Source organism: Flavobacterium selenitireducens, from assembly GCF_014748335.1.
GTDB classification, from domain to species: domain Bacteria; phylum Bacteroidota; class Bacteroidia; order Flavobacteriales; family Flavobacteriaceae; genus Flavobacterium; species Flavobacterium selenitireducens.
Window position 1 is genome coordinate 118,123 of record NZ_JAAVIY010000007.1, and the last position, 22,837, is coordinate 140,959.

The window sequence follows — 22,837 nt, forward strand, 5'->3', positions numbered from 1 at the left end:
AAAAACTTGCGTCGGATGTTTACATTTGTAAAAACCAACACTTCAGATGATCAGGAAATTCCTATTGCTTTTATTGATTTCAAACAGCTGTTTCGCCCAGGAACTTGCGCTCGTCCCAAAGCCACAGCATTTACGCCTTTTGGGCAACGGAGAAAAAAAAGTAGCGTTCGATTCAAAAGACCTGTTTTCAGATCTCGACGGGCTCCAGGCATTTTTCAACAATAAATCGGTGGTGATTTACAGCCTCGGAAATCCTGGAGCGATCGAGATACGAAAGTCGGATAAACTCAAAAAGGAAGCCTACGATCTCAAAATACTCCCGGATCTCCCAATCCAGATCGAAGCTTCGGATGCATCGGGAGCGCTCTATGCCTTGCAAACGCTTTTCCAGCTTTCCGCAACCGAAAATGCCAAAACGATTCCTCACCTTGAAATTTCAGACGAACCGAAATTCGCCTGGCGCGGCATGCATCTCGATTGTTCCCGTCATTTTTGGGATGTGAATTTCGTAAAGAAGTACATCGATTTCCTTGCGATGTACAAAATGAACACATTTCATTGGCATCTTACCGACGACCAAGGCTGGAGAATTGAAATCAAAAAGTATCCGAAGCTGACTCAAATCGGGTCAAAGCGCAGAGGCACGATGGCCGGACATTATAACGAACAGCGTTGGGACGACATTCCGTACGGAGGATTTTATACCCAGGAACAAATCAAAGAAGTAGTCGCCTACGCCAGGAAACGCGGCATCACGATCGTACCTGAAATTGAGATGCCGGGCCATGCCGTGGCTGCTCTGGCTGCGTATCCCGAATTGGCGTGCACATCCGGCCCGTTCGAAGTCGAAAGGACATGGGGCGTTTTCGACGATGTTTTCTGCCCAAAAGAATATACGTTTGAATTTTTGGAGAATGTCCTGGTCGAAGTAATGGCACTGTTTCCGTCGGAATACATTCACATAGGCGGTGACGAATGCCCGAAGACCCGTTGGAAAACCTGCAACCATTGCCAGAGCCTGATCAAACAGAAAGGACTCAAGGACGAACACGAACTCCAGAGTTATTTTGTCCAACGCATTGAAAAATTCGTGAATTCAAAAGGGCGCAAGATTATCGGATGGGACGAAATCCTTGAAGGCGGACTCGCGCCGAATGCGGCCGTCATGAGCTGGCGTGGCATCGAGGGCGGAATCGCGGCGGCCAGGCAAAAACACAACGTCGTGATGACACCGGAGTCCAACCTGTATTTCGACCGCTATCAGGGCGATCCTAGAAACGAGCCGTTGGGTTTTGGCGGCAACGTCACGATCGACAAAGTTTACGGTTTCAATCCTGTTCCGGAGGCGCTTTCTGAGGCAGAAGCGCGATACATTTTAGGCGTTCAGGCCAATTTATGGACGGAGTACATCGCAACCGAAAGGCACGCGGAATACATGGTTTTCCCGAGGATTGCCGCGTTGTCGGAAGTAGCGTGGGGAACGGCCCAGCCGCAACAGTTCGCCCAATTCCAAAAGCGGCTGGCAACCCATATGGAATTGCTCGATAAGCTCAAAATCAACTATAGCCGCGCCATGTTCGGGTTATCGGCGAAAGCATCGGCGTTTGGGCGCGACAAGATCGTGCTCGAATTCACTACCGCCGGCAAAAATCCCGAAATCCGCTACACGACCGACGGAAGCGAACCACAACCAGATTCGCCTCTGTTCCCCGGAAAAATCGTAATTCCCGGATCCGAAACCGTAAAAGCCGCACGGTTTGAAAACGGCGTCAAGATAGGAGGTACAACCCAACAGGAATTTACGTTCAGCAAGGCAACAGGCCACAAAGTCGAGCTTGCCGAGGCGCCGAGCAAACATTATCCCGGCGACGGCAACTTCACGCTCGTCAACGGGATTTTTGGGGACAAGGTAAAATTCGGGCGCGATTGGCTCGGATTCTCGGGCGTCGATCTCGATGCAGTCATCGATTTGGCCGACGTCAGGAAAATCCAATCGGTAACGGCGAGTTTTTTACAGAGCAAGGGAAGTTGGATTTATTTTCCATCGCAAGTGCGCATTTTGATATCGAAAGACGGACAGGAATTTAAACAGGTTGCGACGGTTTCCGCATCCGATATCGAAAAAGTCAAGGGAACGATCGACATCGCATTTAAAAGCCAGAAGGCGAGATTCGTGAAGGTCATAGCGAAAAACACGATAAAAATTCCCGACGGAAATCCCGGCGCCGGAAACGCGGCCTGGCTTTTCGCCGACGAAATCCTGGTCAACTGATGAGCGCAAGACGAGATTTTATCAAAAATGCCGCGATGGCCTCAGCAGCTTTGGCCGTAAAACCCATTCTTGAGCTGGATTTTCCCACCGGCGCAATACCCGGAAAACCAATCGTTTTGTCCACATGGGATTTCGGACTCAAAGCCAACGAAGCGGCCTGGAAGATACTCAGCTCATCGGGACGTGCGCTTGACGCAGTAGAGGCCGGAGTCAAAATTACCGAGGCCGATCCCAATGAACGCAGCGTCGGTTATGGCGGCCGCCCGGATCGCGACGGCCGCGTGACCTTGGACGCGTGCATCATGGACGATTTTGCAAACATCGGTTCGGTGGCGGCTTTGGAACATATCATGCACCCGATTTCAGTGGCCAGGGCGGTAATGGAGAAAACGCCCCACGTAATGCTCGTGGGCGACGGAGCGCTCTCTTTCGCGCTTTCACAAGGTTTCAAAAAACAGAACTTGCTTACCGAGCCTTCCGAAAAGGAATGGAAAGAGTGGCTTACAAAATCGGAATACAAGCCAAAGGTCAATATAGAAAACCACGATACGATTGGGATGATCGCCCTCGATGTGAACGGCAATCTCTCGGGAGCGTGCACGACGAGCGGCATGGCCTATAAAATGCACGGGCGTGTCGGCGATTCGCCCATCATCGGGGCCGGATTGTATGTCGACAACGAAATAGGTGCGGCAACGGCCACAGGTCATGGCGAAGAAGTGATCCGGATTGCGGGGAGCCATCTCGTGGTCGAACTCATGCGACAAGGCAAGTCGCCCGAGAAAGCTTGCCAAGAGGCCGTGATGCGCATCGTGGCGATTTCCAAAAAGCGGAACCAAAGCCTTCGCGACATACAGGTCGGATTCATTGCAATCAATAAAAAAGGCGAATTCGGGTCGTATTGCGTGCAGGACGGATTTAGCTATGCCGTTCACGACGCCAAAGGAAACCGAATGGCAAAGCCAGATTTCTACCTCAAATGAAACTCGAAATAGCGTGTTTCAACTACGAATCGGCAATTGTCGCTTCGCAATCGGGAGCTGACCGGATTGAGCTCTGCGCCGGTTTTGAAGTAGGAGGGACGACGCCGGATATTGCGCTTTTGCGTCGGTTGAAATCGGAAGTCGAAATCCCGATTTATGTCATGATTCGCCCGCGAGGTGGCGATTTCCTGTATTCGGATACGGAATTTGCGCAAATGAAATCGGCTATTTCGCAATTCAAAACTTGGGCCGACGGCTTTGTTTTCGGGATATTGACACAGGGAAACCAAGTCGATGTGAAGCGAAATTCAGAGCTCGTCAAAACTGCCGGAAAGCCGTGTACGTTTCACCGTGCGTTTGATGATGTCAGCGATTTCAGTTCAGCGTTGGACGCTGTGATCTGCTGCGGTTTCAGCACAATCCTGACTTCGGCCGGGATTAGAAATGCGATCGGTAATTTAGAGGCGTTGCTAAAATTGGTAAAATCCGCAGATGGAAAAATCACCGTCATGCCCGGAGGCGGTGTTCGTTCGTCAAACATCGGAATAATCGAAACATCCGGAGCGCAATGGTTTCATTCCGCTGCGATTGTCGACGGGAGCCAATATACCGATCGTTCGGAAATCGAAAAAATGAAAAAGGCCGCGAAATCCTGAACTTAAATGCTATTTTGGAATTAAAACTTCAGCATCTGGCTTTGGCGTTTGTGGATGCCAATGCTAAAAAAGCCCGTTGATTTCGGCGTCGATTCGGTTGTAGACCATTCCCAAATGCTCGGGATTGTTGACAAAATCGATGTTGTCTACGTCTATGATCACCAATTTTCCCTTGTTATATGTAGAAATCCAGGCTTCGTAACGCTCGTTGAGGCGGCTCAGGTAATCAATTGAAATGGAATTCTCGTAATCGCGCCCGCGTTTGTGGATTTGCGCCACGAGATTAGGGATGGAACTTCTGAGGTAAATCAACACGTCAGGTGGCGCCACAAGCGATTCCATGAGCTCAAATAAAGAAGAGTAATTGTTGAAGTCGCGGTTGGTCATCAAGCCCATTGCGTGGAGATTGGGCGCGAAAATGTGCGCATCTTCGTAAATCGTGCGATCCTGTATGATCTTTTTTCCGCTTTCGCGGATTTGTAAAATCTGGCGGAAGCGACTGTTGAGGAAGTAGATCTGCAAATTGAACGACCAGCGCTCCATCTGATGGTAAAAATCGTCGAGGTAAGGATTGTCGACCACGTCCTCGAAATGAGGTTCCCATTTGAAATGTTTGGCCAAAAGGCGTGTCAACGTTGTTTTCCCGGCTCCGATATTTCCTGCGACGGCTATGTGCATTAGCGTAATTTTAATTTGTAGAGGCTGATTCCTTCGGATGTAAAAATAGCTAAATTTTGGGCGCCGTACCAGAAGCCCAATACAGATTTTTCGCCCAAATCGACAAGCTGTTCCGTATTTCCGTCCAACGAAAAATGGCGCAGTTCCTTGTTTTTCAGGTAAAGGATCGAAGTGTCAGAAATGAATTGTGTCCTGGGCTCGACGGGAAACTTTCCGACCGAAATTATTTTGCCGAAAAGATCACATGAAAAGCGGTTTCCCGAATCGTCGATCCAGTAGAAATGGTTGAAATTTGTTTCATAATGCACAATGTCGCCTTTTATCGGCTGGGCGAGATACAGGACAGTATTTTTCAGGAAATCGTAAAGCCCGATTTGCTGGTTGATGCTATTGTAGATCCAAAGTCGGTTTTGGGATGCGTTTCCGGCGGCCGTCACGGTAAGCGGCTCGGGAAAATCGGAAAAATTGATGCGGCGGATTTCGTTGAGCTGGTTGTCGAGGAAGACGACCGCATTGAAATCTTTGTAGAACAACACGAGGTTCATCGGGTTGATGAGGTCGCCCCGGGCTATTTTGCCGAACGAAATGTTTTGGTATTGCAACAATTTCCGCTCTTTTTCTTTGTAGAACGTATTGTCGGTGACGAAATAATTGGCGCCGAGATTGTCGAACCCGACAAACCAATCGGCCTTAGCCGGAATCTCCGAATGCAATTGTGGAAATTGGGCCGAGACGACGGCACCGCATAAAAAAAGGAAGGCCAGCAGGAAATTTTTCATCGGAAACTAAGATACGATTAAACTTTGAATCCCGTAGCCGGTCTAACGGTGGTCGAAAACACACCGGACCGACCGGGCGATTTGACTGGAGATGCGGAACGACAACAACATTTAACAGATTCTTGGTATTAACCAAAACCCGAATCTGTCATCTTTGCCTTATCAATCAGAAAAATACGTATGAAAACAGTTATCTTAAGTTGTGTGTTCGCGTTGGTCGGATGTTTTTCCCAAGCCCAGGATTTTCAAGGCATGGCGGTTTACGAATCCAAGACGAGCACGGCCGATTTCCAGGCCAGGATGGGCGAGAACCGCGAAATAACACCCGAAATGCAAAAGCGCATACAGGAAAATATGAAAGCGATGTTCGAAAAGACGTTCGTGCTTCATTTCGACAAGTCGGCATCGGTTTATAAAGAGGAAGAAAAATTGGAAACGCCGGGAAAGAACGGCGGGTTCAATATGAGAATGGCCTCGTCTTTCATGGGCGGAGGCGGAACGTACTACAAAAACGTAAAGTCCAAAACTTACACGATAGACAAGGATTTTCTCGGAAAGGAATTCCTCGTGACCGATTCGCTCCCGAAACTCGAGTGGAAAATGGAAAGCGAAACCAAGAAGATAGGCGAGTATACGTGCTATAAGGCTACGGCTGTCGTCCCGGCGAGTAAATCGGATTTCCGGAATTTCCGTCCGAAAAAGCGGGACGAAGAAAAAAAGGACGACAAAGCAAAGACCGAGACGGAGAAGAAGACGAATTTTATGGACGAGGTCGAAATGCCCAAAGACATTACCGTAACGGCTTGGTATACGCCCGAGATTCCCGTCAACCAAGGTCCGGAAAGTTATTGGGGACTGCCTGGCCTGATCCTCGAGATCAACGACGGCAAGACCGTGATTCTTTGTTCCAAAGTGGTGCTCAACCCGAAAGACAAAGTGGCGATCAAAGCGCCTACGAAAGGCCAAAAGACGAGCCAGAAAGAATATGACGAAATCGTCGTGAAAAAAATGGAAGAAATGCGGGAAATGCGCGGCCAGGGCGGCCCGGGACAGAATCGCACGATGATCAGGATGAACTAAGGACAGTCAAAAAAGGGACGACCTCAATGAACAAACTAGCGAATCAGCGAATGAACACCCGAAGCGCAGCCGAATGCACCTGAGCTAAACAAATACACAAATAAACCCAACAAATAAACCGTCAAAAAACGGATCCCAGCCAAACAAATGAGGAACTTTATTTTTTTGCTTCTCGGATGCATTTCCCTTTCCGCATTTTCCCAAAACATCCGCTTTGAAGGCAATATCGTCGACAACGACGGCAAACCGCTCGAAATGGCCAACGTCATGGCCGTCAACGTCGCCTCAAAGGGCATGGACGCCTATGCGATCACGAACGACAAAGGCAAATTCGTGCTCAACCTGAAGGCGTCGACCGCTTACACGATAAAGGTCAGCTATCTCGGCATGGCGAGCAAGGAAGTCAGCGTGACTACGACGACCGAAAACATGACCCAAAAGATACAGATGGAAGCCGGCGGAATCGAGCTCAACGCGGTCGAAATCGTCAAGGAAATGCCCGTTTCGATAAGCGGCGACACGATTTCCTATAATGCCGATTCGTTCAAGACCGGAACCGAACGCAAGCTCGAAGACGTGCTCAAAAAGCTGCCAGGAGTCGAAGTCAATGCGGACGGCGAGGTGGAAGTCGAAGGTAAAAAAGTCCAGAAATTGATGGTGGAAGGCAAGGATTTTTTTGACGGAGATACCAAGCTCGGCGTCAAGAACATACCGGCCGACGCTATCGACAAAGTCCAGGTATTGCGCAATTACAATGAGATCGGACAGCTCAAAGGCCTTGAGAACAACGAGGAAAATATTGCGATGAACATCAAGCTCAAAGACGGCAAAAAGAATTTTTGGTTTGGCGATCTCACCGCGGGAACCGGGATTGGGCATGAGGAAAACCGCTTTTTGGTCAATCCGAAGTTGTTCTACTACAATCCGAAATTCAGCGTGAACCTTATCGGGAATTTCAACAACATAGGCGAACTTCCGCTTACGATGCAGGATTATTTCAAGATGACTGGCGGGTTCCGTTCTGCCATGCGACGCAACGGGACGAATTTCAACGTGTCGTCGAACGATCTCGGCATCGCAATGCTGCGCAACAACCGCGCTAAGGAAATCGACACGGATTTTGGTGCGGCCAACTTTTCGTATAATCCGACAAAAGCCTGGAACATTAGCGGGTTCGGGATTTTCTCCCGCTCCAAAACCGACATGGAAACGGATTCCCAAACGGAATATATCGAAGAAGACATTCAGGAAAATCGCGAAGACCGTTCGCGCCAACGCAGTAGTTTCGGGCTATTCAAACTCAGTTCGTCCTACAAGCCAAGCACGACGCTTCAATTCGATTACGATGCGTTGCTCAAGACCTCGAAACAGGATGAAAACGCACGATTGTTGCGCGAGTCGATTGTGGACGGCGTGGCCAACACCGAGAATATCTTTACGAACAAAGAACAGGATCCGATCTCGTTGAACCAAAACCTGAGTTTGTATTACACGCTCAACGAAAAGAATATTTTCGCCGTCGAGATGCAGCACCTTTATCAGAACGAAGACCCGTTTTACAATGCGAACCTCGCGACCCAGCCGTTCAATTTTACCGAATACATTTCGGGACAATTGCGCAACGACATCAACCAGCAACGCTTTGTCAAAACCAACAAGTTCGACCTCAAAGCCGATTATTACTATGTGCTCACGCCAAAATCCAACCTGAACGTTTCGATAGGGAACACCTATTCGTACCAAAATTTCGACTCGCGCATTTTCCAGATTCTCGACAACGAGCAAATCAACGAACTCGATTCGCCCGAGAACCGGAACGATGTGAGTTATGCATTCAACGACGCCTTTGTCGGGCTGCATTACAAACTGCTTTTCGGGGCTTTTACGATAAATCCTGGTTTTAGCGTACACACGTTTTCGATGGCAAACGACCAGAACGATTCGGAATTCAAGCGGGATTTCATCAAGATTTTGCCTGATTTCTATATGATGTGGCAAATCAGGAAATCGGAAACCCTGACGTACAACTACTCGCTCACGAACGATTTTACCGATATCAACCAATTGGCTGAAGGCTATGTTTTTTCGAACTACAACAGTCTTTTTCGCGGAAACCGTCAACTCGAAAACGCGACTTCCCAAGTGCATTCCCTGCGCTACTTTCGCTATAATATGTTCAATTTCGAGAATATTTTCGGAAACCTTATGTATACCAAAAGGACCGATGCGGTCAAGAACCAGGCGTTTTTCGACGGCGTCAACCAAACCAACACACCGTTCAATTCTCGCTTCGCGGACGAAACGATTTCGGGAATGGGAAGCTACGGCCGCTCTTTCCTCAGGTATTACAAAGCCCAGGTTAGCGCGTCGTTGAACTGGTCGAAATTCAACAACATCGTCTTAGTTCCGGACGTCGGCACGGGAGAGCTCGACCCGACGCGCCGCACCACGGAAAGCTTTACGCAAAACTACCGCATCAGTGCCTCGACACAGTTTCGCAAGTTGCCGAATCTCGAGGTCGGATACAATTTTACCGTCAATGAATTCACGGGGCAAACGTTTTACACCGACCGACCGTTTGCCAAACTCGACTACTATTTCCTCGATGCGTTTTCTCTGGTGACGGAATACGAATTTTACCATTATTACAACAAATCAGGTGCGAATACGGTAGACAACGAATACGATTTCCTGAGCGCGAGCCTGATTTACCAAAAGAAAGGCAGCAAATGGGAATACAAGGTGTCGGCCACCAACCTGCTCAACACGACGTCACTCAACGACAACAATTTCGACCAGTTCAGGATCACGAATTCGCAATATTACGTGCAGCCGCGCTATGTGATTTTGAGTTTGAGGTATAATTTGTAAGCTTTTTTGAAGCTGTTCCCGCTCTTCGCGACAAGCTTTATCACAAAAACGCTGTTTTTACTAAACGCGAAGCGGCTTCTTAGGTCGCCTTTCGCGTTTGGTAAAATCTAGCGTTTTCCAGCTAAAGGCTTTCTGCTGCGATCGGGGCTAGGCTCTCGTTCCGGTTCAACCGTTTATCACGAAACGCATCGCGGCCTTCCAGAATGCGGTCTGCGGCAGCACGATGAACAAGACCAATTCGCACAACCATATGAACGCGTAAAGCAAATAGGGGCTTTTGAGCATCGGCCTTTCGAGTTTGAACTTTTCGTAAAGCAGGATCGTGAACGCAAAAGCGAATGGCGTCGCGATCATTGCCAGTATGCCCGCGCCGTCCCCGACAAGATTTCCCATGAGACGGCCCAAACCGGGATTCAGGACGATCAGCGAGGCGCCTAAAATAAACGCGACATGCCAGCGCAGGTTGTTCTTTTTTACCATTGCGATCGCATAGCACAGGCTAAAGGTAATGGTGTCCAGAATCCCTCCGACAGATCGAACCGCCGCGTCCTCAGGAGAATTGGCGTAATTGCGCGGCAAGGCGTCGTAAACCAGCGCCAGTATAGAGAATACGAGCAAAGGCGCCAGAAAGTAGGAGAAGCGGCCCAGCGTTCGGTGCAATTCAAACTGCTTGTTCCGGATCAGGATGGGCTGCGTGATTACCAAGCCGAACCAAAGCAAGAACAAGATCAGGTGGAGGTGCGTCACGAAATAAAACTGGGACACGTCCGGAATTTTCGAAAGATAGGATCGGTAGAACCCGGCGATGCTCACCAATGCGATCACGGCGAACAGCCACGCCAGTAATTTGTTGTTTTTCTCCATTCCGCTTTATTTTGTCTGGCTAGTTCTCGTCTTGTCAGTTTCCGGTATCACGGTAACCACTCCATTACTTTTTCGACCACGAAGTTTTTGTATTGCCCTGAGCTCGTGCAATGTCCTGAGCTGTTGATGATCAGGCATTCGCTGTCCTGGGCTACACTTCCGTTGGCATTGTTGAGCAAACCGTTTTTGAAGTCGTTGGCGTTTTCGACACCCATCGTCGGGTCTACTTTGTTGGCCATGTAGGCAACCGGCACGAGCACCGCCGAACCTTTCCATTCGTCTCCTCCCGAACATTCCAGGATGGCGCCGCGAATGTCTGTTATCGGGTTGCCGACTCCGGGTTGACCGGGTAAAATCAACGGGAAAGTGTTGTTTCCGCCACGCGACAAGCCACCGATTATGGTTTTGTTTCTCGGGATTTGGAATTCACCACCCATCGCGGTAATCATGCTTTCAATATCGCCTTTGAAACGGGCGTTGATCTCTTCATAAGTGCCTGTTGGATTGCGATAAGAAGTCGTGACGGCGACATATCCTTTTTTGGCGAGCGCTTCACATTGGGAATTAAGCGTTCCGTCGGCTTCGTCGCTGTTGTCGCCGTGAGCGAGGATCACAAGGCCTTTACGCGTTTGTGGGGAAGCGGTTTCCTGGAAGAACACCTTGTAGCCGAATCCCGAAGCGGATTGTGCATTTAGGCTGACGACGGGCGTGTTGTCGTTGTCGCTTTGAGATGGGCCGTCGTCGTCTTTGGAACAAGAAAAAGCCAAAGCGAACAATAAAATGAAAGACAAAAGTTTGATCGTTTTCATAATCTGGGTTTTAGTTGACCCAAAGATGTAAAACTGCGCCCGAGGTTTTTTATGCCGATAATTGAGTTGCGGGTTTTGGAAAAGGAAATGCGTTTTTACAAAGATGTTGTTCAGGAAACGGGTGCGCGAGGGATGGAAGCGGCACCCTTTTACGAAACCTCAAAAGTTTTTAAGACCTTTGAGGTTTGGTAAAAGGTACAGCGGACAGCCCGGCGACGGCCAAAAAACATTTTATGTCCATCACTGTTTTTCCAAGCCGGCGCGCGCCAAAAAAAAGCGAAAAAGAAAAGCCGCAATCAAACGACGGCGGCTTTCTGGAATGATGGGCGATTGGCACATCAGATATTGAATTCGGCTTTGACCTTGTCTACGAAATCCAGTTTTTCCCAGGTAAACAATTCCACCGATACGGTTTTTTCTTCTCCATAAGGATTTTTGAATGTCTTGGAAACCGTCTGTGGCTTGCGTCCCATGTGGCCGTAAGCGGCGGTTTCACTGTAAATCGGGTTCCTGAGTTTAAGGCGTTGCTCGATAAAATAAGGGCGCATGTCAAAGATGTTCTCGACTTTTTTGGCGATTTCCCCGTCGGACAAACCTACTTTCGAAGTGCCGTAGGTTTCTACGAAAATTCCCATTGGTTTTGCAACTCCGATCGCATACGAAACCTGGACCAGGATTTCATCGGCGACTCCCGCAGCGACAAGGTTCTTGGCGATGTGACGCGTGGCGTAAGCGGCAGAACGGTCTACTTTTGAAGGGTCTTTTCCTGAAAATGCACCGCCTCCGTGAGCGCCTTTCCCGCCGTAAGTGTCTACGATGATTTTGCGCCCGGTCAGGCCCGTGTCCCCGTGAGGCCCGCCGATGACGAACTTTCCGGTCGGGTTGATGTGGTAGTGGATGCTGTCGTTGAACAAATGGGCGTATTGCGGATATTTGGCGATGATACGCGGGATCAAAATGTCGATGATGTCGTTTTTGATCTTGGCAAGCATCGTTTGCTCCTCGTCGAAATCGTCGTGTTGCGTCGAGATGACGATCGCGTCGATTCGCGAAGGCTTATTGTTGTCGTCATATTCGAGCGTAACCTGGGATTTCGCGTCAGGACGGAGGTAATCGATTTCGCGGCTCTCACGTCTTAGTTCGGCCAATTCCTGAAGCAATTTGTGCGACAGGTCAAGCGCCAACGGCATGAAATCGTCGGTTTCGTTCGTTGCGTATCCGAACATCATTCCCTGGTCTCCGGCGCCTTGCTCTTCCTTGCTCGCGCGGTCGACTCCTTGATTGATGTCGCTCGATTGCTCGTGGATAGCCGAAAGGATCCCGCACGAATTCGCCTCGAACATATATTCGCTTTTCGTGTAGCCGATTTTGCGGATTACGTCGCGCGCAATTTGCTGTACATCGAGATAGGTTTTCGATTTCACTTCACCGGCAAGCACGACCTGGCCCGTTGTGACAAGGGTTTCACAGGCAACTTTCGACTCCGGGTCGAAGGCAAGGAAGTTATCGATAAGGGCGTCCGAAATCTGGTCGGCAACCTTGTCCGGATGTCCTTCGCTCACGGACTCCGACGTAAAGAAATAAGCCATAGTGTCTTAACTGTTTAATGTTGTGAGGGATTGCGTTTTCGCGCGCTAAAGGAGAGAGATTCTGCTTTAGCATTTTTTAACGAGGTTGCAATCAGTCAAATTTTTCCTCTTATTCGGGTGCAAATATAAGAATTTGCTTTTAGAAACAACTAAAGTTGAATGGCTAGTTCACTTTGCCGCTAAGGTAGATTGCGATCAATTTACCCTGCCGTGGAAAAATGCCATGACGTAACCCAAATCCGGACCCTTCAAACCTGATATTTTCTGTCTTGAGCTACGCGCCGTTCACAGGTACAACGCATTTTTTATCGAACCGGCGCAGCTCTCGGAAATCTTACTGCAAATATTCAACGATCGATTCGCGTTAACCGGTAATTAAACATTTACTGTCGTTTGTAAACATTTGTAAACGTTTGTAAACGTTTGTTGTCGGATAATTTGCTCCTGCTCGCCATAAATTTGAAAACGCTTGCAAACTTTGGTAAAATGCCGTTACTTTGCAGCGTTCATACACATCATGCCGTTATCACGAAAGGCCGAGGGAATAGACCCGACGAAGCCTTGGCAACCCTTATCTTTAAGAAGGTGCTACGTTCTACCTGAATTTTCAGGACAGATAACTCGAGAAATTTCCCACTTTCAATAACGGTTTTATGTTTTTTTAAGAGCTGATCCGGCTGTTCGCCGTAGCTTGCTTGAACGCTCTTTTTTTGCGCTTCCTGTGCCCGGCTTCCGTTGGTCGCCGGCCCAACAAGGCAAAAAACAGTCGCGTCCTGCTCAAGGCTACCTGCGGCCATCCGGGCTAGACAGGAAAATCGGGTGAGGTTGAACGTTTAGTTGTTTAAAGTTTAAAGTTCAAAGTTTAAAGTAGGTAGGACGCAACCTTAAACCTTAAACACTAATCCTCAAACAAGAAATTATGACTAAAATACAACAAGCTATTTCTAAAAGAATCCTCGTGCTCGACGGCGCGATGGGAACTATGCTGCAGCGCTATAACTTCACTGAAGAAGACTATCGTGGCGAGCGGTTCAAAGATTTTCCACATCCGCTGAAAGGCAATAACGACTTGCTGACCCTGACACAACCCGAGGCGATAAAGGACGTCCACCGTCAATATTTCGCGGCAGGTGCAGACATCGTCGAGACCAACACGTTTTCGGGGACTACGATCGGTATGGCAGATTACCACATGGAGGATTTGGTGTACGAGCTCAATTATGAATCGGCAAAACTGGCCCGCGAAGCAGCTGACGAATTCACCGCCTTAAATCCCGAAAAGCCGCGTTTCGTCGCTGGATCGATCGGCCCGACGAACCGCACCGCCAGTCTTTCTCCCGATGTCAACGATCCCGGTTTTCGCGCCATCACGTTCGACGAGCTCCGCATTGCCTACAAAGAGCAGGTCGAAGCGCTTCTCGACGGTGGATCGGACATCCTGCTCGTGGAAACCATTTTTGACACGCTCAACGCCAAAGCCGCTCTGTACGCGATAGAAGAAGTCAAGGAAGAACGCAAATTGGACACGCCCGTGATGGTTTCGGGCACGATAACCGATGCTTCGGGAAGGACACTTTCAGGCCAAACCGTCGAAGCGTTCCTGATTTCGATTTCGCATATCCCGTTGTTGTCCGTAGGTTTCAACTGCGCCCTTGGAGCCGATCAGCTAAGGCCGTACCTCAAACGGCTGGCGCACAATACCGCCTTGAATATTTCGGCTCACCCGAATGCCGGTCTGCCCAACGCTTTTGGACAATACGACCAAACGCCAGAGGAAATGCAGCAACTGATAAAGGATTATCTCGACGAAAACCTGATCAACATTATTGGAGGATGCTGCGGCACCACACCCGAACACATTAAGCTGATTGCTGAAGTTGCGGAGATGTATGAACCGCGGAGTTTGGTAGTTGGGAGTTGATAGTTGATAGTTGGTAGTTGTTAGTTGTTAGACAGATAGTTGGAGATGGAATACGTCAAGTTGGAAGTTTGGGTTCAGGCGCGGAGACTGGCGAATCGCATATACGAAATTACAGATGGGTTCCCGAAAGTAGAACTGTACGGTTTATCTAATCAAATGAGACGATGTGCAGTCTCGATTCCTTCGAACATTGCAGAAGGTTGCGGGAGGCAAACATCAAAAGACACGATCAATTTTTTACATATTTCCAGAGGTTCGCTTTATGAATTGGAAACACAAACTTATTTATCCTTTGATAGAAAATACATTTCAGAAGAAGAACTTGATGACGTACTTCTTCAAATTTTGGATTGCAAAAAGCTGCTTAATGGATTCATCAATTATTACCGAAAACTGTAACCCATGAACGAAGGATCCGTCAACTATCAACCATCAACCACCAACCGATACCTCAAACTCTCCGGCCTCGAACCACTGATCGTCACGGCCGAGACCAATTTCATCAACGTTGGCGAGCGCACGAACGTAACGGGTTCGCGTAAATTCCTGCGTCTGATAAAAGAAGAAAAATACGATGAGGCCCTCGATATAGCACGCGGCCAAGTCGAAGGAGGCGCCCAGATCATCGACATCAATATGGATGAAGGCATGCTCGACGGCGTCGCGGCGATGACGAAATTCCTGAACCTGATCGCTGCCGAACCTGATATTTCGAGGGTTCCGCTTATGATCGATTCCTCGAAATGGGAAATCATCGAGGCCGGGCTTAAGGTCGCCCAGGGGAAAAGCGTCGTAAATTCGATCTCGCTTAAGGAAGGCGAAGCGTTGTTTATCGAACACGCCAAAAAAGTCCGTCGCTACGGTGCGGCCGTGATCGTAATGGCGTTCGACGAGGTCGGTCAGGCCGATAATTACCAGCGGCGTATCGAGATCTGCAAGCGATCTTACGATATATTGGTCGACATAGTCGGGTTTCCGCCCGAAGATATTATTTTCGACCCAAACATTTTTCCGGTCGCCACCGGCATGGAAGAACATCGGTTGAACGCACTCGACTTTTTCCGCGCCACAAAATGGATTCGCGAAAACCTTCCGTATGCCAACATTTCAGGAGGCGTGAGCAATGTTTCGTTCTCATTCCGCGGAAATGACAAAGTGCGGGAGGCGATGCATTCGGCATTTTTGTACCACGCGATCCAACACGGTATGACGATGGGCATCGTAAACCCGGAAATGCTCGAGGTATACGACGAAATCCCGAAAGACCTGCTCGAAGCGGTCGAAGATGTGTTGCTTGACCGTCGTGACGATGCCACCGAAAGGCTTCTCGATCTTGCCGAAAGCTACAAAGGGCACACGAAATCAGATGAAAAAGCCGTCCAGGAATGGAGAAGTGCCCCGCTTCAGGAGCGTCTGACGCATGCATTGGTAAAGGGAATCGACGAATTTGTCGAGGTCGACGTCGAGGAAGCGCGCCAACAATCGGAACGCCCGATCCACGTCATCGAGCAGAATCTCATGGCGGGAATGAACGTCGTGGGCGATTTGTTCGGATCCGGAAAAATGTTCCTTCCGCAGGTCGTCAAATCGGCTCGCGTGATGAAAAAAGCCGTGGCTTATCTGCTTCCATTCATCGAAGCCGAGAAAGACGGTGTTTCCCAATCGGCGGGAAAAATCCTGATGGCGACCGTAAAAGGCGACGTACACGACATCGGTAAAAACATCGTGTCGGTCGTGCTCGGCTGCAACAATTACGAGATCGTTGATTTGGGCGTTATGGTTCCGCCGGAGAAAATCATCGAAGCCGCTATCAAGGAAAATGTCGACATCATCGGGCTTTCGGGATTGATAACGCCTTCTCTCGACGAAATGGTCTATCTCGCCAGGGAAATGGATCGGCTCAACATCAAAATTCCAATGATGATAGGAGGCGCGACGACATCAAGAGCACATACGGCGGTAAAGATCGCCCCTGAATACAAGGAAACCGTCGTTCATGTAAACGATGCGTCACGAGCCGTTACGGTTGCGGGGAGTTTGCTCGGGAAAGACAAGATCGAATATGCGTTGGAACTTCGTTCGGAATACGACAAACTGCGCGACGGTTATCTCAATCGAGGGCGTGAAAAGGATTTCCTGACGATCGGGCAAGCGCGTGCCAATAAACTAAAACTGGAATTTTCTCCGGTCAGGCCGAATTTTATCGGAAGCAAAAAGATCGAGGTTCCAATTTCCGATCTCGTTCCTTATGTAGATTGGACGCCGTTTTTCCGGACGTGGGAATTGCATGGGAAATATCCCGCGATCCTAACCGATGAAATTGTCGGTAAGGAAGCCACAGAATTGTTTGCCGATGCAAAAAACATGGTCGATCAAATCCTATCCGAAAAGCGCTTGTCTGCGAAAGGCATTTACGGAATATTTCCCGCCAACACCGTCAACGACGACGACATCGAAGTCATCCCGACGGTCGACGGCCAACCGCCATTTACTTTCCTGACGCTTCGCCAGCAATCGCAAAAAACAAAAGGAGCGCCGAACATCGCGCTGTCTGATTTCATCGCGCCTAAAGAAACCGGAATCCAGGATTATTTTGGGGCATTTTGCGTCACGACAGGTTTTGGCGTTGACGAATGGGCAGCCGAGTTCGAAAAAGACCACGACGATTACAATTCGATCATGGTCAAAGCGCTCGCCGACCGTTTCGCAGAGGCGTTCGCCGAATATCTGCACGAAAAGATAAGAAAGGAAATCTGGGGATATGCGTCAGATGAGATTTTGTCGAATGAGGAGCTGATTTCGGAAGCTTACAAAGGAATACGTCCGGCACCAGGTTATCCGGCCTGTCCCGATCACCTCGAAAAACCCACGATTTGGAAGTTGCTCGACGTGGAGAACGAAATTGGCGTGACGCTTACCGAAAGCATGGCGATGTGGCCGGCTTCATCTGTCTCGGGATATTATTTTGCCCACCCGGAAAGCAAATATTTCGGACTCGGAAAAATAAAAGAAGATCAGGTGGAAGATTATGCCGAACGACGCGGGATTTCGGTTTTGGAAGCGACGAAATGGCTGAATCCGAATATTGCGGATTAATTGGCCAATTAGCCAATTAGCCAATTAGCGAATGAATTAGTAAATCGCAAAAGTCGGTGTAAACAGGAATGCGCTTAAGGTAAATATAGAGATGTAATTAGTGAAAGAATCCGGATTAGCTTTAGAATTAGCAAATTAGCGAATTAGCAAATTAGCGAATTAGCAAATGAATCATTAAACCCGAAAAAATCGGTGTCAACAGGAATGCGCTTAAAGTAAATATAGAGTTGTAATTAAAGGAAAGAGTCCGGATTAGCTTTAGAATTAGCAAATTAGCGAATTAGCGAATTAGCAAATGAATCAGTAAACCCGAGAAAATCGGTGTAAACAGGAATGTGCTTAAACTAAATATAAAGTTGTAATTAAAGGAAAGAGTCCGGATTGGCGTTGGCATTCGCTAATTCGCTAATTGACAAATTCGCTAATTAGACAGTCAACCGAAAAAATCGGTGTAAATAGGAATACGCTTAAGGTAAATATAGAGATGTAATTAATGAAAGAATCCGGATTGGCGTTCGCATTCGCTAATTCGCTAATTGACAAATTCGCTAATTAGACAGTCAACCGCAAAAATCGGTGTAAACAGGAATGCGCTTAAGGTAAATATAGAGATGTAATTAATGAAAGAATCCGGATTGGCGTTCGCATTCGCTAATTCGCTAATTGACAAATTCGCTAATTAGACAGTCAACCGAAAAAATCGGTGTAAACAGGAATGCGCTTAAAATAAATATAAAGTTGTAATTAAAGGAAAGAGTCCGGATTGGCGTTGGAATTCGCTAATTCGCTAATTGACAAATTCGCTAATCGATAAATGAAAGTAACCGAACATATCCAAAACGCCAACGGCAAAACCCTTTTCTCGTTTGAGATATTGCCGCCTTTGAAAGGCCAGAATATTCAATCTATTTTCGACGGGATCGATCCGCTGATGGAATTCGATCCGCCGTTCATCGATGTGACCTATCATCGCGAAGAATACGAATTCAAGGAACTCGACAACGGCTTGTTGCAGAAAAAAGTCGTCAAGAAACGTCCGGGAACGGTTGGGATCTGCGCTGCGATCCAGAACAAGTACGATGTAGATGCCGTGCCTCATGTGCTTTGCGGAGGTTTTACGAAAGAAGACACGGAAAACCTGCTGATCGACCTGGATTTCCTCGGGATCGAAAATGTAGTGGCGTTGCGTGGAGACGCGATCAAGTCCGAAATTTACTTCCGGCCTGAAAATGAAGGCCATCATTATGCCACCGAACTCGTTTCCCAGATATCGAACCTGAACAACGGGATTTACCTCGACAACGATCTGAAAAACACCAACACGACGAACTTTTGCATCGGTGTGGCGGGTTATCCCGAAAAACATATGGAAGCGCCAAGTCTCGATTCGGATATTTATTACCTCAAGCAAAAAATCAAGAACGGAGCCGATTATATCGTCACCCAAATGTTCTTCGACAACAGGAAATTCTTCGCCTTTGTGGACAAATGCCGCGCCAACGGCATCACGGTTCCCATCATACCGGGACTAAAACCGATCGCGACCAAAAAACAACTCAATCAAATCCCGCATCGCTTCTCGGTAGATTTGCCGGACGATCTTATCATGGCCGTCGTCAAGGCCAAGGACAATGAGGCGATCCGGCAAATTGGGATTGAATGGTGCATCGAGCAAAGCCGCGAATTAGTGAAAGCGGGAATTCCCGTGTTGCATTATTATTCGATGGGAAAAGCAGAAAATATCAGGTCGATCGCGACGGAGATTTTTTAGCGAAAGGCGAATGTCGGTATGCCCGGAATTTTTCGTGCTAATATCACAGGACTTTCGGCTTTCGACATTCGACTTTGCTATATTTGCGCTTTCCCTAACCAATGAAGCCAATCAGCCTGTGTCTTTTCCTGATGATCTCCTGCATCGCTTTTGCCCAGGATTTGTCGGTCGCAGCCGATTCCATCGCGGGACTGAAGCCGAATTTTGAGCTTCCGGATGAGACTGCGAACGTTGAGGTTTCCTATTTTCGTGGCAACGTCTACAAACATACCGACGATATTACGCACCTGATAACCGGTCATCCCGAAGGCGTCCTGATTTCGGTCAACCGACAAACTTTCGGGGCAAAAGAATGGGAACAAGCCTACAATTATCCTGATTACGGCATGTCGTTCCAATACCAGGAATTCAAAAACGAATATTTGGGCGAAGCACTGGCATTGGCGGTTCACTACAATTTTTATTTCCTCAATCGCCATTTGCAGTTCCGGATTTCCCAAGGCGTCGGATATGCGACGAATCCTTACGACAAGCACACCAATTTCAAGAACAACGCTTTCGGGTCGCGCCTGATGAGCAGCAACCTGTTCCTGCTCAACTTCAAGCGCCAGAATATCGTCGGGCGTTTCGGCTTGCAGGCCGGGCTGATGTTCACGCATTTTTCAAACGGGCGTTTCAAGTCTCCGAACAGCGGCATCAACACCTATGCGGCCAATGTCGGGATCAACTACAATCTCGATGCGCAACAGCCGCAATATCGCACCGGAGACACGCTTTCGAAGAAATCCTATCGCGAACCGTTTCGCTACAGTTTGTATTTGAGGTCGGGCGCGAGCGAGAGCCAGATCACGGGCAGCGGCCAGCATCCGTTTTACCACATAGGGCTTGCCGTCGACAAACGGGTAGGGCGCAAAAGCGCGTTGCAACTCGGAACCGACATCTTCTTCTCCCAATATCTCAAGGAATTCATCCGATATTCATCCGTTGCCTATCCGGACCGGCCGTATCTCGATCCTGATACCGATTACAAACGCATCGGGTTGTTCGCCGGACACGAACTGTTCATCAACCGCTTGTCGGTGGAAACCCAGGTCGGATACTATATTTACAAACCATTCAAATATGAATCGGATGTTTACCAACGACTTGGCGTGAAGTATTACGGCACAAAGAACATTTTCGGAGGCGTCGCCCTAAAAGCCCACGGCGGACGGGCGGAAGCAATCGAATTGGGCATAGGCGTAAGGATTTGATATGAAAAAACTAGTATACATCGTTTTGGTTGCTTTGCTCGCAGGCTGCGGTGCATCGGACGCTTGTTTTAAAAGCACGGGCAGTCCCGCCACGCGACAAATAGACGTTTCCCAGACGCCTTTTACCAAAATATATGTATTTCCCGGAATCGCGTTGGTCGTCAAGGAAGGCCCGGATTACGAAATTTCGGTACAATCGGGAGTTAACCTGATCGACGATGTGCAGGTTGACGTTTCGGACGGAAGGTTGACGCTCAAAGACAATTCCGGCTGCAATCTCGTTCGGGCTTACGGACAAACCAAAGTTTTCGTCACGGCTCCGAACATAGAAGAAATTTTTTCGAATACGGAAAAGGACATCACCTCCGACGGCGTTCTGCATTATCCGATCTTACGACTTTTTTCCATGGATTTCTTCGATGGCGTCGGCACGGGCGATTTCCATATCGAAGTCGATAACGCTCAGGTCGTCGTCGAAGCCAACCACGTCGCGGCGTTTTACCTTAGCGGACGAACAGATCAGGCGCTTTACAACTTTTACGACGGCGTCGGCAGGCTTGAAGCCGGCAGCCTGATGGCCGACGATGTGCAGGTTTTTCACCGCGGCTCGAACGACATGATCGTCCATGCGGTGCAAAGTCTCGGCGGCAATCTTTACAGTACCGGAAACCTGATTTCCACAACCCATCCGCCAACGGTAAACATCACCGAGCATTGGTCGGGGCGATTGCGCTTCGATTGATCAAAAATCCTCATCGATGAGTTCCCTGTTGATCATCGACCCGGCGAGGCTTCCCGCGAAAACCGAGCTCGGGACCGATCGCATCTGGAAACAATTATCGCCTGCCGCGTAAACGCCCGGAATCGTCGTTTTCTGGAAAGGATCCACCTTGATGTGGCCCGAAGGCTGGAATTCGCATCCGAGTTTTTCCGCAATGTCCGATTGTTGGATAAACGCAGGGCGCGTGTAAATTGCCTTTACCTCTTTTTTTGAGCCATCCGATAAGACCACCGACGTCATGTAACCCGATTCGTGCATGAGGGCTTCGACCTCAGTGTGTATGATTTCGATGTTTTTCGAATTCAGTTTCGCGATTTGATCGGCCGTCAATCCGGGATCGCCATCGGTAAAAATCGTTAAATCTTTCGTCCAATTCGAAACCAGGCGCGCCATCTCAAAAGCCATTTCTCCATTGGCCAGGATTCCCGTTTTCTCATTCCTGTATTCATAGCCATGGCAATACGGGCAATGGATCAGCGAGATTCCCCAACATTCGGACGCGCCGTCGACCTCGGGCATAATGTCCTCGATTCCCGTCGCCAACAACAGCTTTCGGGAGGTGAAGTATTCTCCGTCCCAGGTTTTGACGTCGAATCCGCAAAGCCCTTGCGTGACTTCGGTTGCCAGGCCGGAGACAAATGTGACGTTCGGATATTCCGACACCTGTTGTTTGGCCAGGCGCGCGATTTCGGCCGGAGGCGTCCCGTCGTGCGTCACGAAATTGTGCGAATGAGGCGTTTGCGCATTGCAGGGAGTCCCGCTGTCGATGACCAGGACGCGCCTTAGGGAACGGCCCAGCGCCATAGCTGCCGAAAGTCCGGCGTAACTGCCGCCGATAATGATAACGTCGAAGAGGATGGGTTTTGGCATTACAAGAGATTTAAAAAAGATATCAGGTTATTGGAAATGAGTCTGGCGAACAACGATATTTTTAAAAATGACGGGGCTCGATCTGAAAATCACGCTGACAAATGTAACGCAAAAATACACTAATGCGATGATGTCGCAATAATATTTTTTATCTTTGCCTCATGAACAAGCGCAACACCAAGTCGAAACAATTGGTTCTCGACTCGCTGAAGGCCGCCAAATCGGCCATGAGCCAGGAATCGCTCCATGAAAAACTTGGCGACTCGGTCGATCGCGCCACGATTTATCGGGTGTTGAACAGCTTTTGGGATGATGGCATCGTCCATAAAATCGTTGGTGACGACGGGAAACAGTACTTTGCGGTTTGCGTCAACTGCGGCGAGAAAAAGCACCAGCACAACCATTTTCACTTCCGATGTTTGAAATGCGGCGAAATGGAATGTTTGGTATCCGAAGTCGAAATCAAACTGCCAAATGGTTACGAGCCTCACCACTTTAACGGCGTGATATCGGGTTGTTGCGCCAACTGCCGGGAACAAACCGGGGCACAGCAACGATGATAGT

The 22,837-nt window shown here is 48.7% G+C and carries 18 protein-coding genes and 1 riboswitch; of the genes, 12 read left to right on the forward strand and 6 right to left on the reverse strand.

What is annotated here, in order from left to right:
- The first annotated feature begins 46 nt into the window (after positions 1-46).
- From HC229_RS11760 to HC229_RS11770, 3 genes are read left to right on the forward strand one after another with little or no spacing between them, the layout of a single operon-like run.
- Positions 47-2,272, forward strand: a complete 2,226-nt coding sequence (locus tag HC229_RS11760) for a beta-N-acetylhexosaminidase (RefSeq protein WP_191020687.1) — start codon at positions 47-49, stop codon at positions 2,270-2,272.
- The gene (locus HC229_RS11765) at positions 2,272-3,255 is read left to right on the forward strand and encodes an isoaspartyl peptidase/L-asparaginase family protein (RefSeq protein WP_191020688.1); all 984 of its coding nucleotides are present in this window, start codon (positions 2,272-2,274) and stop codon (positions 3,253-3,255) included. Before HC229_RS11760 ends, HC229_RS11765 begins: the two co-directional genes overlap by 1 nt.
- Entirely contained in the window at positions 3,252-3,911 is a 660-nt protein-coding gene (locus HC229_RS11770) for a copper homeostasis protein CutC (RefSeq protein WP_191020689.1), read from the forward strand. The genes HC229_RS11765 and HC229_RS11770 overlap by 4 nt, the downstream gene beginning before the upstream one ends.
- Positions 3,912-3,974: 63 nt before the next feature.
- Here HC229_RS11770 and HC229_RS11775 read toward each other — a convergent pair whose 3' ends face one another.
- Positions 3,975-4,589 (reverse strand): deoxynucleoside kinase, encoded by a 615-nt coding sequence (locus HC229_RS11775; RefSeq protein ID WP_191020690.1) that lies wholly within the window; start codon positions 4,587-4,589, stop codon positions 3,975-3,977.
- Positions 4,589-5,368, reverse strand: a complete 780-nt coding sequence (locus tag HC229_RS11780) for a hypothetical protein (protein WP_191020691.1) — start codon at positions 5,366-5,368, stop codon at positions 4,589-4,591. The genes HC229_RS11775 and HC229_RS11780 overlap by 1 nt, the downstream gene beginning before the upstream one ends.
- Positions 5,369-5,548: 180 nt before the next feature.
- Here HC229_RS11780 and HC229_RS11785 point away from each other — a divergent pair, with 180 nt between their 5' ends.
- Together HC229_RS11785 and HC229_RS11790 are read left to right on the forward strand one after the other, a co-directional pair.
- The gene (locus tag HC229_RS11785) at positions 5,549-6,448 is read left to right on the forward strand and encodes a GLPGLI family protein (protein WP_191020692.1); all 900 of its coding nucleotides are present in this window, start codon (positions 5,549-5,551) and stop codon (positions 6,446-6,448) included.
- 147 nt (positions 6,449-6,595) lie between these two features.
- Entirely contained in the window at positions 6,596-9,319 is a 2,724-nt protein-coding gene (locus HC229_RS11790) for a carboxypeptidase-like regulatory domain-containing protein (RefSeq protein WP_191020693.1), read from the forward strand.
- Positions 9,320-9,484: 165 nt separating this feature from the next.
- Here the strand turns inward: HC229_RS11790 and HC229_RS11795 are convergent, their stop codons facing one another.
- From HC229_RS11795 to metK, 3 genes are all read right to left on the reverse strand, one after another.
- On the reverse strand, positions 9,485-10,183 hold the full coding sequence (locus HC229_RS11795) for a hypothetical protein (RefSeq protein ID WP_191020694.1): 699 nt from the start codon (positions 10,181-10,183) through the stop codon (positions 9,485-9,487).
- Positions 10,184-10,230: 47 nt separating this feature from the next.
- Positions 10,231-10,992: an alpha/beta hydrolase family protein gene (locus tag HC229_RS11800; protein WP_191020695.1), complete on the reverse strand. Its 762-nt coding sequence runs from the start codon at positions 10,990-10,992 to the stop codon at positions 10,231-10,233.
- 338 nt (positions 10,993-11,330) lie between these two features.
- Positions 11,331-12,581 carry a methionine adenosyltransferase gene (gene metK, locus HC229_RS11805; RefSeq protein WP_191020696.1) on the reverse strand — a complete coding sequence of 417 codons (1,251 nt, stop codon included), beginning with the start codon at positions 12,579-12,581 and terminating at the stop codon, positions 11,331-11,333.
- Positions 12,582-13,101: 520 nt separating this feature from the next.
- Positions 13,102-13,204: riboswitch (SAM riboswitch) on the forward strand.
- A gap of 296 nt (positions 13,205-13,500) precedes the next feature.
- On the opposite strand from metK, the gene HC229_RS11810 reads away from it, so the two are divergent.
- From HC229_RS11810 to HC229_RS11835, 6 genes are all read left to right on the forward strand, one after another.
- A complete protein-coding gene (locus HC229_RS11810; protein ID WP_191020697.1) occupies positions 13,501-14,502 on the forward strand; it encodes a homocysteine S-methyltransferase family protein in 1,002 nt (333 codons plus the stop codon).
- A 45-nt stretch (positions 14,503-14,547) separates the two neighbouring features.
- On the forward strand, positions 14,548-14,901 hold the full coding sequence (locus tag HC229_RS11815) for a four helix bundle protein (RefSeq protein ID WP_191020698.1): 354 nt from the start codon (positions 14,548-14,550) through the stop codon (positions 14,899-14,901).
- 3 nt (positions 14,902-14,904) lie between these two features.
- A complete protein-coding gene (gene metH / locus HC229_RS11820; protein ID WP_191020699.1) occupies positions 14,905-17,598 on the forward strand; it encodes a methionine synthase in 2,694 nt (897 codons plus the stop codon).
- A gap of 814 nt (positions 17,599-18,412) precedes the next feature.
- Entirely contained in the window at positions 18,413-19,369 is a 957-nt protein-coding gene (metF, locus tag HC229_RS11825) for a methylenetetrahydrofolate reductase [NAD(P)H] (RefSeq protein WP_191020700.1), read from the forward strand.
- Between the two features lie 101 nt (positions 19,370-19,470).
- Positions 19,471-20,622 carry an acyloxyacyl hydrolase gene (locus tag HC229_RS11830; RefSeq protein ID WP_223845595.1) on the forward strand — a complete coding sequence of 384 codons (1,152 nt, stop codon included), beginning with the start codon at positions 19,471-19,473 and terminating at the stop codon, positions 20,620-20,622.
- Position 20,623: 1 nt separating this feature from the next.
- Positions 20,624-21,364, forward strand: coding sequence for a head GIN domain-containing protein (locus HC229_RS11835; protein WP_191020701.1), 741 nt, complete (start codon positions 20,624-20,626; stop codon positions 21,362-21,364).
- On the opposite strand, the gene HC229_RS11840 is transcribed toward HC229_RS11835, so the two are convergent.
- Positions 21,365-22,273, reverse strand: coding sequence for an NAD(P)/FAD-dependent oxidoreductase (locus HC229_RS11840; protein WP_191020702.1), 909 nt, complete (start codon positions 22,271-22,273; stop codon positions 21,365-21,367).
- 161 nt (positions 22,274-22,434) lie between these two features.
- On the opposite strand from HC229_RS11840, the gene HC229_RS11845 reads away from it, so the two are divergent.
- Positions 22,435-22,833, forward strand: a complete 399-nt coding sequence (locus HC229_RS11845; RefSeq protein WP_191020703.1) for a Fur family transcriptional regulator — start codon at positions 22,435-22,437, stop codon at positions 22,831-22,833.
- Positions 22,834-22,837 lie beyond the last annotated feature (4 nt).

What these genes read in the sequence shown, in the direction of transcription:
- HC229_RS11760 (WP_191020687.1), top strand. Translation starts at nt 47, where the DNA reads ATGATCAGGAAATTCCTATTGCTTTTATTGATTTCAAACAGCTGTTTC.
- HC229_RS11765 (WP_191020688.1), top strand. Translation starts at nt 2,272, where the DNA reads ATGAGCGCAAGACGAGATTTTATCAAAAATGCCGCGATGGCCTCAGCA.
- HC229_RS11770 (WP_191020689.1), top strand. Translation starts at nt 3,252, where the DNA reads ATGAAACTCGAAATAGCGTGTTTCAACTACGAATCGGCAATTGTCGCT.
- HC229_RS11775 (WP_191020690.1), bottom strand. Translation starts at nt 4,589, where the DNA reads ATGCACATAGCCGTCGCAGGAAATATCGGAGCCGGGAAAACAACGTTG.
- HC229_RS11780 (WP_191020691.1), bottom strand. Translation starts at nt 5,368, where the DNA reads ATGAAAAATTTCCTGCTGGCCTTCCTTTTTTTATGCGGTGCCGTCGTC.
- HC229_RS11785 (WP_191020692.1), top strand. Translation starts at nt 5,549, where the DNA reads ATGAAAACAGTTATCTTAAGTTGTGTGTTCGCGTTGGTCGGATGTTTT.
- HC229_RS11790 (WP_191020693.1), top strand. Translation starts at nt 6,596, where the DNA reads ATGAGGAACTTTATTTTTTTGCTTCTCGGATGCATTTCCCTTTCCGCA.
- HC229_RS11795 (WP_191020694.1), bottom strand. Translation starts at nt 10,183, where the DNA reads ATGGAGAAAAACAACAAATTACTGGCGTGGCTGTTCGCCGTGATCGCA.
- HC229_RS11800 (WP_191020695.1), bottom strand. Translation starts at nt 10,992, where the DNA reads ATGAAAACGATCAAACTTTTGTCTTTCATTTTATTGTTCGCTTTGGCT.
- metK (WP_191020696.1), bottom strand. Translation starts at nt 12,581, where the DNA reads ATGGCTTATTTCTTTACGTCGGAGTCCGTGAGCGAAGGACATCCGGAC.
- HC229_RS11810 (WP_191020697.1), top strand. Translation starts at nt 13,501, where the DNA reads ATGACTAAAATACAACAAGCTATTTCTAAAAGAATCCTCGTGCTCGAC.
- HC229_RS11815 (WP_191020698.1), top strand. Translation starts at nt 14,548, where the DNA reads ATGGAATACGTCAAGTTGGAAGTTTGGGTTCAGGCGCGGAGACTGGCG.
- metH (WP_191020699.1), top strand. Translation starts at nt 14,905, where the DNA reads ATGAACGAAGGATCCGTCAACTATCAACCATCAACCACCAACCGATAC.
- metF (WP_191020700.1), top strand. Translation starts at nt 18,413, where the DNA reads ATGAAAGTAACCGAACATATCCAAAACGCCAACGGCAAAACCCTTTTC.
- HC229_RS11830 (WP_223845595.1), top strand. Translation starts at nt 19,471, where the DNA reads ATGAAGCCAATCAGCCTGTGTCTTTTCCTGATGATCTCCTGCATCGCT.
- HC229_RS11835 (WP_191020701.1), top strand. Translation starts at nt 20,624, where the DNA reads ATGAAAAAACTAGTATACATCGTTTTGGTTGCTTTGCTCGCAGGCTGC.
- HC229_RS11840 (WP_191020702.1), bottom strand. Translation starts at nt 22,273, where the DNA reads ATGCCAAAACCCATCCTCTTCGACGTTATCATTATCGGCGGCAGTTAC.
- HC229_RS11845 (WP_191020703.1), top strand. Translation starts at nt 22,435, where the DNA reads ATGAACAAGCGCAACACCAAGTCGAAACAATTGGTTCTCGACTCGCTG.